General features: G+C 34.2%; 11 protein-coding genes. 10 read left to right on the forward strand and 1 reads right to left on the reverse strand.

Annotation, left to right across the window (positions count from 1 at the left end):
• The first annotated feature begins 146 nt into the window (after positions 1 to 146).
• The 10 genes from panB to BN2144_RS12755 all read left to right on the forward strand — a co-directional run bounded on the left by panB (position 147) and on the right by BN2144_RS12755 (position 9,403).
• Entirely contained in the window at positions 147 to 986 is an 840-nt protein-coding gene (gene panB / locus BN2144_RS12715) for a 3-methyl-2-oxobutanoate hydroxymethyltransferase (protein ID WP_033828565.1), read from the forward strand.
• On the forward strand, positions 983 to 1,828 hold the full coding sequence (gene panC / locus BN2144_RS12720) for a pantoate--beta-alanine ligase (protein ID WP_033828566.1): 846 nt from the start codon (positions 983 to 985) through the stop codon (positions 1,826 to 1,828). The genes panB and panC overlap by 4 nt, the downstream gene beginning before the upstream one ends.
• A gap of 25 nt (positions 1,829 to 1,853) precedes the next feature.
• Positions 1,854 to 2,243 carry an aspartate 1-decarboxylase gene (panD, locus tag BN2144_RS12725; RefSeq protein WP_033828567.1) on the forward strand — a complete coding sequence of 130 codons (390 nt, stop codon included), beginning with the start codon at positions 1,854 to 1,856 and terminating at the stop codon, positions 2,241 to 2,243.
• A gap of 210 nt (positions 2,244 to 2,453) precedes the next feature.
• Positions 2,454 to 5,201 carry an ATP-dependent DNA helicase DinG gene (gene dinG, locus BN2144_RS12730; RefSeq protein WP_033828568.1) on the forward strand — a complete coding sequence of 916 codons (2,748 nt, stop codon included), beginning with the start codon at positions 2,454 to 2,456 and terminating at the stop codon, positions 5,199 to 5,201.
• A gap of 159 nt (positions 5,202 to 5,360) precedes the next feature.
• Positions 5,361 to 5,531 carry a DUF4264 family protein gene (locus BN2144_RS19240; RefSeq protein ID WP_075047832.1) on the forward strand — a complete coding sequence of 57 codons (171 nt, stop codon included), beginning with the start codon at positions 5,361 to 5,363 and terminating at the stop codon, positions 5,529 to 5,531.
• A 25-nt stretch (positions 5,532 to 5,556) separates the two neighbouring features.
• Positions 5,557 to 6,054 (forward strand): cell wall elongation regulator TseB-like domain-containing protein, encoded by a 498-nt coding sequence (locus tag BN2144_RS12735; RefSeq protein ID WP_033828569.1) that lies wholly within the window; start codon positions 5,557 to 5,559, stop codon positions 6,052 to 6,054.
• A gap of 93 nt (positions 6,055 to 6,147) precedes the next feature.
• The gene (locus tag BN2144_RS12740; RefSeq protein WP_033828570.1) at positions 6,148 to 7,335 is read left to right on the forward strand and encodes a pyridoxal phosphate-dependent aminotransferase; all 1,188 of its coding nucleotides are present in this window, start codon (positions 6,148 to 6,150) and stop codon (positions 7,333 to 7,335) included.
• Positions 7,336 to 7,532: 197 nt separating this feature from the next.
• Entirely contained in the window at positions 7,533 to 8,234 is a 702-nt protein-coding gene (locus tag BN2144_RS12745; RefSeq protein WP_033828571.1) for a DnaD domain-containing protein, read from the forward strand.
• Positions 8,235 to 8,246: 12 nt separating this feature from the next.
• Positions 8,247 to 8,906, forward strand: a complete 660-nt coding sequence (nth, locus tag BN2144_RS12750; protein WP_033828572.1) for an endonuclease III — start codon at positions 8,247 to 8,249, stop codon at positions 8,904 to 8,906.
• Complete coding sequence (locus tag BN2144_RS12755; RefSeq protein WP_050632304.1) at positions 8,903 to 9,403, forward strand: YpoC family protein; 501 nt, start codon at positions 8,903 to 8,905, stop codon at positions 9,401 to 9,403. Before nth ends, BN2144_RS12755 begins: the two co-directional genes overlap by 4 nt.
• A 9-nt stretch (positions 9,404 to 9,412) precedes the next feature.
• Here the strand turns inward: BN2144_RS12755 and BN2144_RS12760 are convergent, their stop codons facing one another.
• Positions 9,413 to 10,741: an IS3 family transposase gene (locus BN2144_RS12760; protein ID WP_033826480.1), complete on the reverse strand. Its 1,329-nt coding sequence runs from the start codon at positions 10,739 to 10,741 to the stop codon at positions 9,413 to 9,415.
• Between the last annotated feature and the right edge of the window lie 101 nt (positions 10,742 to 10,842).

Consider the following 10,842-nt stretch of genomic DNA (forward strand, 5'->3'; position numbering starts at 1 on the left):
TATTATAAAAAATACTTTTTGAAAAATCTGCCTGTAGCCTAATGTGGACCGGGACAGAGGGATGAAACTACCTTTATTAAAATCCTTCTGCTCAAGAAGGGTTTTTTGTTTCATTTCCTCTGAATTTTAAAGGAGGATATGGAAAAATGAAAAAGACGTCTGATTTTGCAAAGATGAAAGCGAGTTCCGAGAAAATTACGATGATGACAGCGTACGACTATCCATCAGCAAAACTAGTAGAAAAGGCCGGAGTAGACTGTATATTAGTTGGTGACTCATTGGGTATGGTTGTACTCGGCTACGAATCGACCGTTGAAGTGACGTTAGATGATATGGTTCATCATGCAAAAGCGGTAAATAGGGGGGCACCTAATACGTTTACAGTTGTCGATATGCCATTTGCAAGTTATCATCTATCAAAAGATGAAACATTGAAAAATGCAGTACGGTTAATACAGGAAGGGAAGGCAAATGCGGTGAAAGTAGAAGGAGCCGATGATGTATTAGATGTCATACTCCATTTAACGAAAGCCGGCGTACCAGTTGTCGCTCATCTAGGTTTAACTCCACAATCTGTTGGTGTTTTAGGCGGCTATAAAGTACAGGGGAAAACGATAGAAGCTGCGAAAAAATTAATTAAAGATGCAAAGCGTTGTGAAGAAAATGGAGCATTTATGCTTGTAGTTGAGTGTATTCCTTATCAACTGACAGAAGAAATAAGTAGACAATTATCAATTCCAGTCATTGGTATTGGTGCAGGGAATCAAGCAGACGGTCAAGTGTTAGTCTATCATGATGCAATCGGGTACGGTGTGGACCGGTTACCAAAGTTTGTCAAGTCTTACGGAAATATTCAATCAGACATCATAAACGGTATCATGGAGTATTGTCATGATGTAAAAATGAGCACATTCCCTAATCAAGAAAATAGTTATTCTGCAAATGATGAATTGCTTGAAAGTTTATATGGGGGAATGAAAGCGTGAAAATTATTCGATCAATTGATGAAATGACAAGACTGACTGCCGATTTAAAAAGGAACAATGAAACAATTGGGTATGTACCGACGATGGGATATTTGCACGAAGGACATTTAAGCTTAATGAAAAAAGCAAGAGAGGAAAATTCAGTTGTAGTTATTAGTGTGTTCGTTAATCCATTACAGTTTGGTCCCAATGAAGACTATGACTCCTATCCTCGTGATATTGAAAGAGATGAATTATTAGCAAAAACAGTCGGTGTCGATTATTTGTTTTATCCATCTGCACTAGACATGTATCCAGATGAGATGACAGTTGAGATTAAAGTTAAAAAAAGAGTGAATGTTCTCTGTGGAAGAAAACGCCCTGGTCACTTTGATGGAGTAGCAACAGTGTTAATTAAACTCTTTTCGATTATTCAACCAACGAATGTCTACTTCGGGTTAAAAGATGCACAACAGGTAGCTGTTGTAAGTGGTTTAATTAAAGACTTTAACTTCCCTATCTGCCTATGTGCAATTGAAACAGTTAGGGAAGAGGATGGACTGGCAAAAAGTTCAAGGAATGTATATTTAACAGAAGAGGAACGCAAGGAAGCACCGTATTTATATCAGTCTCTTTTGAAGGCGAAAAATGAAATAGTTGCTGGGGAACGTAATCCAGAAATAATCACGACTAAAATGAAAGAGTTATTACAAGAATTCATTAGTGGCTCAATCGATTACGTAGAAATATATTCATATCCAGAATTAGAGGAGCTTCAAGTTATCGAAGGCAAAGTAATAATTGCTTTAGCAGTTCGTTTTTCTAAAGTCCGATTAATTGACAATATTATTTTTGAACTGTAAGTATAGCAAAAGGTGGCGTCTATTTATGTTTCGAATGATGATGAACGGGAAACTTCATCGTGCCCGTGTTACTGAAGCAAATTTAAATTATGTTGGCAGTATAACCATTGATGAAAATTTAATTGATGCAGTAGGAATGTCCCCTAATGAAAAGGTGCAAATTGTAAATAATAATAACGGTGCCCGTTTTGAAACATACATTATCCCTGGAGAAAGAGGCAGTGGCGTTATTTGTGTGAATGGAGCAGCTGCAAGACTTGTTCAACAAGGTGATGTCATTATTATTATTTCTTATTGCTATCTTGACGAAAGAGAAATAAAAAATCATAAACCTAAAATTGCAATCTTAAATGAGGAAAATAATATTGTAGAAATAATTGGAGAGGAAGACGCGAGAACGGTTATTGAATCATGATGAATGAAGGTTTCTAATGAACATTTTTTATTTTTTAAAAAGTCTGGAGTAATCAGCCAGGCTTTTTTTAATAAACGGATGTATGAAACAATCAAATTTTCAAGTACGACAATAGAATAAACGTAAAAAAGGAACAATTGGGCGATGAGCTACTTTTCTGTAGTGCAAAATTATGGTACTGTTTTGTTGATAGATTATGAGGTGTTTAATTTGAATAAATTCGTTGTTGTAGATATTGAAACAACTGGACATTCACCGAAGAATGGTGATCGAATGATCCAATTTGCTGCAGTTGTGTTAGAAAACAAAAAAATAATTGACACTTTTACTACATATATAAATCCCGAAATTCCTATTCCACCATTTATTACAGAATTGACGGGAATAGATAATAATGTAGTGATGAATGCTCCAATGTTTTCAGAAGTTGCAGAAAAAATTATCACTTTATTGGATGGTGCTTGTTTCGTCGCTCATAACGTCCAATTTGATTTAAAGTTCTTACAAGAAACGTTAGAAGTTCATCATTATCCAGAATTACATATTCCAATCATTGATACGGTAGAAATGACTCGCATCCTCATGCCAACATTAGAGAGTTATAAATTAAGTGACATCGCTGATTTCGCTGGATTCGATCACAACCGACCTCATCAGGCGGATAGTGACGCGATTGTAACAGCAGAATGGTTCATAACGTTATATGATAAGATAGCTAGTTTACCAAGTATAACGTTACATCAACTTCAAAAGTTATCAAAGAAACTTAAATCCGATTTGTTTTATTTAATTGACAAAATAAGTAGTGAGAGAAAATCAGTCAAACATGATACCGAAAAAGAAGTTGAAATCATAAACGGTATCGCAATAAAAAAAGTTTCAAGTATAGATGAAAAACAAGTTAACGATGATATTAAAAGTGACTCTTCCTGTTTGAACCATTTATTAAAAGAAAATAACCTAAATAGCGCGAACAAAGAATCAATGAGTACATTTATTTATCACTCATTGAAGGATGGTGAAATATCGTTAGTTGAAGCAACTGGATGCAATCGGTATGATGCTTATCTTTTATCAGCATATTATTTTTCATTAGAAAACAACCAACCAATTTTGATAACGGTAAGTTCTAATAAACAATTGCAATTGATGGCTGAAGAGGTTATACCGAATCTCCGGAAACGAACGTATGATTCATTCAATGTTCAAATCTTAAAGGGGCGTAATCGTTATATAAATTTATGGAAATTCGAACAATCATTACGTGAAGAATCTGAACACTTTGATGAAGTATTGACAAAAATGCAAATACTTGTATGGTTAATCGAAACAGAAACAGGTGATGGAGACGAATTAAATCTGACTACTTTTGGCCGCCAATTTTGGCAAAGAATTGCAACGGGAGAAACGAAAAATTCAGTGACAGATTTTGATTTTTATAACCAAGCACTTGTGCAAGCTCAATCAGCAAAAATTGTATTAACAAATCATCACTACTTTATAAGTGACTTAGTAGGACAGGTAAAGGATTTTGACCATTTTGAATATGTCATTATAGATGATGCACACGTATTTGAAAAAAATGCGTTACAAATTGTTGGAAATAAATTTAGTTATCGACAAATTAAATACATATTAAATCAGTTAGGGAATGCTGACCAGTTTAAAATACTTAGTAAAATGAATCGTATTTTAATGAAATATCGTTTGAAGACGAAGATCGCTTTCAATCATTTAGATAGTCAAATACGCGTCTTCTCAGAATTATTCGATGAATTTTCTCGACTTTCAATTAGTAGTGTTATGAATAGAAATCAACAGAACAAACATGCTGTTGTAGATGAAAATCTGAAAAATTACCGGCAAATTATGTATAGTTGGGAAAGAGTTTATAGTGCTTATATTGAACTATTTACAAATTTCGAGAATTGGTTAGATGTGTTAAATCAGAATTATCATGAACTATTAGATAAGGAAAAGATGGTTGTTGGACATTATTCTTTATTGGTTAACGAATTAAACTGTATCAAAGAATTTAATGATGAGTTTCAACAATTACATATGAATAAAATTATTTGGATTGAAATGGATGAACGAAATCCACTTACATCTCTTGTTTATCGTAGCCAACCAATATATTTAGATGAGTTTTTTGCACAAACATTGTATTTACATAAAAAATCGATTATTCTCATATCAAATGCTTTCACCGTTGAACAGTCATTTCAATATATGGTTGAACGACTAGGATTACTACATTTTCCTATCGTTACTCGACAATTTCCGATTCAAAATTCATTTAATGAAAATATACGATTATTTTCATTAAATGATTTACCAAATATAAATGAAATTGATGAAAATGAATTTATTGAACAAATGAGTAATCGTATTCTTGCAATCGCCACAGCAGTAGAAAGACAAATACTCATTATTTTTAACTCGAATACGATGTTAAGGAAAGTATATGACCTTATTAAAGATAGTGGTGCTCTTGAGGAATATTTACTGTTGGCACATGGAATATCGAATGGAAGTGTGAACAGATTAACGAAGCAATTCATGAGTTTTAGTAAGTCCATTTTATTTACAACAACTTCCTATTTAGAATCCATGAATAATATTACTTCCTTGCAAACCGTAATTATGGTACGACTTCCTTTTACATCTCCATTTGAACCGGTTCATTTTAATCGGGCCAAATTGTTGAAAAATAAAGGTGAGAATCCGTTTTATTCACTGTCATTACCAGAAGCAGTGATTCGTTTTAAGGACACGATTGAGAAATTACTCACACCAAACATGCAGAAGAATTTAATATTGTTTGACAAAAGAATTTATACGACAGATTATGGTCGAAGTTTTTTACAGTCAATTCATGACATATCATTAGAAATTGTAGATATTAATCAACTATGCGAAGAAATTGTTGGAGATTCCAATAAGAGTAAGTATTAAGTTTTTACTTTATAAACGTAACCAATTTGTTAAAGATTTTAGAGTTCATTACACATTTCACAAATATATAAGAAAATGGTTATCTTCTATCTGTTTTCTTGATATAATAAAGGAAGATTTTTAATGTTTATACGTGAAGGAATCTCTAGGAGGATTTTTATGGTGAGCAAAAATGAAATACTTTCCACAATAAAGGTTGACTATTCAACAGATTTATATAAAATAGTCGACTTACTGAATCGGACATTAAAATATGAAGACTTAGTGTTTGGACTTGCTTTAGATAAAAACGATTCAACAAAAGCAATTTTTACAATTTATCGAACATAACTAGTAGAAAGAGTAGGATTGGCTAATGGCGAAAAAAGTTACATTGATATCTATATTAACGATTTTATTAGTCACGCTTGGCTCGATATTCTTATATAATTCGGCTACTAAACCTTTAGAAGATGGAAAAAATGAAGCAATAAAAAGGGCTAAAGAAGAAGTGAACTTGACGAAAGTTACGAATATAGATTGGTTCCATTATACAGATAGTTATTATGTTATTGAAGGAGTTACTGCGGATAATAAGGAAATTTACGTTTGGGTTCCAGAAGATAAAAATGGGACCGTTCATGTTGAGAACAAAAAAGCAGGGATGAGTAAGGATAAAGTTAAAGCTTTTGTTTTTAATGAACTAAATGATATCTCAAGGGATAAAAGACCGAAAGAAATTATGAAGATTAAATTAGGGATGATTGAAGAAGCTCCTGCTTACGAAATAACGTATCGTGATCAAGAAAATCGATATAGTATCCTTTATATTGACTATTTTAATGGTGATTGGTATCGGGTTTATAATCTGTAAGATGATGTAACTACACGATGAATAGATTATTCATTAATCTTTCTATAAAATCAAAGCGATATATAATGGAGAAGGCAAAGGGAGGAAAAAGAGATGGAATTAGCTGATCGTATTAAGTCATTAACCCCTTCAGCTACACTGGCAATTACAGCATTAGCGAATGAATTAAAAGCAAAAGGGGTTGATGTTATCGGACTAGGTGCCGGAGAACCCGACTTTAATACACCAGAATATATTATTGAAGCTGCCTATCAAGCGATGATTGGTGGAAAAACCAAATATACCCCCTCTGGAGGTTTAGGTGAATTAAAACAAGCTATTATTGATAAATTTAAAGTAGATCAACAATTAGAATATAATCCGGCGGAAATTATTGTTGGTAACGGGGCGAAACATGTACTCTATCTATTGTTTCAAGCAATCTTAAACGATGGCGATGAAGTAATTATCCCTACCCCGTACTGGGTAAGTTATCCAGAACAAGTAAAACTTGCTGGTGGTATACCAATTTTTGCTGAAACAGATGAGAATAGTCATTTTAAACTATCTCCACAAAAACTACGTGAACACATCACAAGTAGAACAAAGGCGTTAATTATTAATTCTCCAAGTAATCCAACAGGAATTACTTATACTGCTGAAGAGCTGATGGAACTTGGGAAAATATGTCTAGAACATCACGTGTTGATTGTATCGGATGAAATTTATGAAAAACTAATATATGGAAATAATCAACATGTTTCTATAGCTCAACTATCGAATGAACTGAAAAATCAATCGGTCATTATAAACGGAGTATCTAAATCTCATGCAATGACAGGTTGGAGAATCGGTTATGCAGCAGGGAATAAAGAGCTCATTAAACAAATGACATCACTAGCTAGTCATAGTACTTCGAATCCAGCTACTCCTTCACAATACGCTGCGATTGCTGCCTATCGCGGTAGTCAAGAACCAGTTGAAAAAATGAGGAAGCAATTTGAACATAGATTAAATATGTTTTATGAAAAATTAGTAGAGATTCCTGGATTTTCATGTGTGAAACCAGAGGGGGCTTTTTATTTATTCCCAAATGTGAAAGAAACTGCAAAATTAACTGGATATAGTACAGTAGATGATTTTGCTAAAGCATTACTAAGTGAAGCACATGTAGCGGTCGTTCCTGGATCTGGATTTGGTTCTCCTGATAATATTCGTTTATCCTATGCGACAAGCGAGAATCTACTCTTAGAAGCAGTCACTCGTATTAAAAATTTTGTTGAGAATAAAATGGTTAAGTGAGTACTTCTTGAAAATATAAACATATGACTTTACATGTTTAATACTTAAATAGTTTTTCTATACAAAATGTAAGGGATTATCCTTTTGGTTGATCTTCATTTACTAGTTTTTCTCGTAATTGTAGGTGAACTTATCGGATGGTCCCTGTTTTAATCTATTCGATTCCATGCTATACTTATTTTTGAGGTGCGACGAATATGAATAAAAATATGTTTCTTTCCTGGATAGAAGAAGGAGTAATTGCGATACCTTCTTTTTTATTTAGTTACTATAAAAAGATTGGTTTATCTGATATCGAATGCATGGTCATCTTGCAGATTTATCATTTTATTGAAAAAGGGAAAGATTTTCCAACAATTGATGAACTAGCAGAATATATGACTTTAACAACAGAGGAATGTTCACAAACAATATTATCTTTAATTCAAAGGGGATATTTAGAAATTTTAAATGGGAAAACGGAAGAGGGAATTTATTATGAGAAGTATTCTTTAAAACCCCTTTGGCTTCGCTTAATTGATGAACATGCGTTGTTAGAGCAAGAGAGTCGTGAATTTCAAATGCAATTAGAAGAAGGATCACTTTTTACTTTATTTGAACAAGAATTTGCACGTCCCCTATCACCAATCGAATGTGAAACGTTATCGATGTGGATTGATAACGACCACCATAGTCCATCTGTCATTAAGGCTGCCTTAAAAGAAGCTGTTTTATCTGGTAAACTGAATTTCCGCTATATTGACCGGATTTTATTCGAGTGGAAGAGGTCAGGGATTAAAACAGTACAACAGGCAGAAGAACAAAGTAGGAATTTCCGTTTAAAACAGCAAAAAAAGCAGACTCCGGAAAAAAAGAAAGATACAGAATCGGTTCCATTCTATAATTGGTTAGAAAATTAAGGGAGAGTTAACATGTTAACAATGAAAGAGATACGCTATTGTTTAGATGAAATGGGGAAAATGTTTCCTAATGCTCATTGTGAATTAAACCATTCGAATCCATTTGAGTTATTAATCGCTGTTGTTCTATCTGCACAATGTACCGATGCGCTTGTTAATAAAGTGACAAAATCCCTTTTTGAGAAATATAAAAAGCCAGAGGATTACTTACAAGTACCGCTCGAAGAATTACAATCCGATATTCGATCAATTGGGCTATATCGAAATAAGGCCAAAAATATTCAAAAGTTATGTCAAATTTTGCTCGAAAAATATGATGGAGAAGTACCGCAGGACCGAGATACGTTAATGGAACTACCCGGTGTGGGGAGAAAAACGGCCAATGTGGTTGCCTCTGTTGCTTTTGGTATACCTGCAATTGCGGTTGATACGCATGTCGAGCGTGTTTCGAAGCGTTTAGCATTTTGCCGATGGAAAGATAGTGTCCTTGAGGTAGAGAAAACATTAATGAAGAAAGTACCAATGGATGAATGGAGCATTACGCATCATCGAATGATTTTTTTTGGTCGCTACCATTGTAAGGCCCAATCTCCAGACTGTTTACAATGCCCCTTACTTTCCATATGTCGCGAAGGTAGAAAACGTACGAAAGGTATTGAAATAAAAAAATGAAGGTAAGTGAACCTTTAAATCATCGTTTTTTTTATGAAGGAAAGATGACACCTTCTGATTTCTTTGTTGATGAAAATAAGTACTACTTAGGAGATTTGGGTGATACACCTTGGCTTATGGGAGAAAGCGAGATTAAGAAAATACTCAGTGAATGGAACGAATTACGGATCAAACTATTAAAGTTATTTAAAGAGCGCCAAAATAAAGAAACACGACTATTCATGGTTAAAGGAATTAGCTTATTTCTTAAATTACTTTTCTGGACGAATGAGCGGCCAGTCGTACTAACTAGATTAGAAGAGGAGCTTAACAGGCTTAAAGTGAAACCAGTAAATATAGAAGACCGTATGCAATTTTTAATGAATCGTCCAACTTTACATCATGCTTTCATTCAACTATCAGAATTGATAGTTGAAACCGAAAAAATGTTTTATAAAAATTTAGTAATAAAGAAAAGAGTGAGCCATAAAATGGTACCTATGTCAAGGACACAATAAAAAAAGAGGTTAAGCAACTAGAAGATGATTCCTATATTGAATAGGGGTCATCTTTTTTAAATTCCATTGATATCGATAATTGTTATAGTAAACCATATAGTGATTTATTTTTGCTTTTAGTTCTTTTAAGGATTTACAAGATTGATAGTCTACTTCATCTTTTAAATGACCAAAGAAAGACTCTTGAGGGGCATTATCCCAACAGTTCCCTCTTCGGGACATAGATTGTCCTAGACCATATTTTTTTAATAACTTTTGATATCTGGGGCTCGTATAATGGCTCCCTTGATCAGAGTGGATGAAGGCATCTTTATGTAGTGTAATCTTCTTGTTTTTCATTAGTTTGTGAATCGTCTTTGTTGCGATGTCTAGAGTGATACGATCAGAAACATGGTAAGCTAGGAGTTCGTTAGTGGACGCATCTTTTATGGTTGACAAATAAGCCATGGAATTTCCGTTATATGGCAAATAAGTAATGTCCGTTAATAACACTTTTCCTGGAACTCCTTGCTTAAATTCCCTATTTAACTTGTTTGGAACAACCTGATGCTCCTTGGTTGCTTTAGCGATCCTTTTATAAGGATTTGGCTTTCTGTGAGGACAGATGATTCCATATTTCCTCATGATTCTCTGTATCTTTTTACGGCTAAACGTAATGTTAAAATCATTCTCCAGTATCATTTTAATGGAGCGTGAACCTTTCTTATATCCGCGCCGATTAAAGGCCTTTAAAATGATTTCCTTCGCTTCAAGATCCAATTTCTCCTTTGCTTCCCGGAGAGAGGAAGCCTTTAGGTAGCTATAATATCCAGACCGGGATACCTCTAAGAGGCCACATAGATACCTGGTCATCCCCTTAAATCCATTTTGTTCAATGGTCTCCTGAATCAATTGATATGCATTATTCGGATTTAGATTTTCGCTTGAGTTTAGCAGCCTCCTTTCTGTCGTTTCTAGCTTTTTTAACAGCTCAACCTGTCCTTCCAACAGTTCGATTCTTGCCTTTTGTCTTTCAATCACTTCGGACGGTGAAAGCTCACGTTTCAAGGGTCTGCCGGAAGCGTTTTTCCTCGTATCCGTAAGCCCAATCAAGCCATTCTTCTCATAGGCCTTTTTCCACCTGCAGGCTGACTGTTCGATTCGTTTTATTCCTATAACGTCCACATCGAAACCGTTCTCCGCAAAGATCTGACGAGGGAGTTTGCCAGCTAGGTACTCATCAATAAATCTATTTTTAAAATCGTCAGTATAGGTAATAGACCGATCGCTGACACGATGTATATTTGGATTCTGTTGAAGTGTTTTTATCTCTTTGGTTGAAAAAGTTATTTTACTCATGTTGTCCCCTAATCCTCATATTCTAAAATTCAAGTATATAAAAAAATACCTGTAGGTGAAACACTCTTTTTCAAGTGTCCTACCTACAGGTACCATTTTAC

It is taken from the genome of Bacillus andreraoultii, assembly GCF_001244735.1.
GTDB classification, from domain to species: domain Bacteria; phylum Bacillota; class Bacilli; order Bacillales; family Caldibacillaceae; genus Caldifermentibacillus; species Caldifermentibacillus andreraoultii.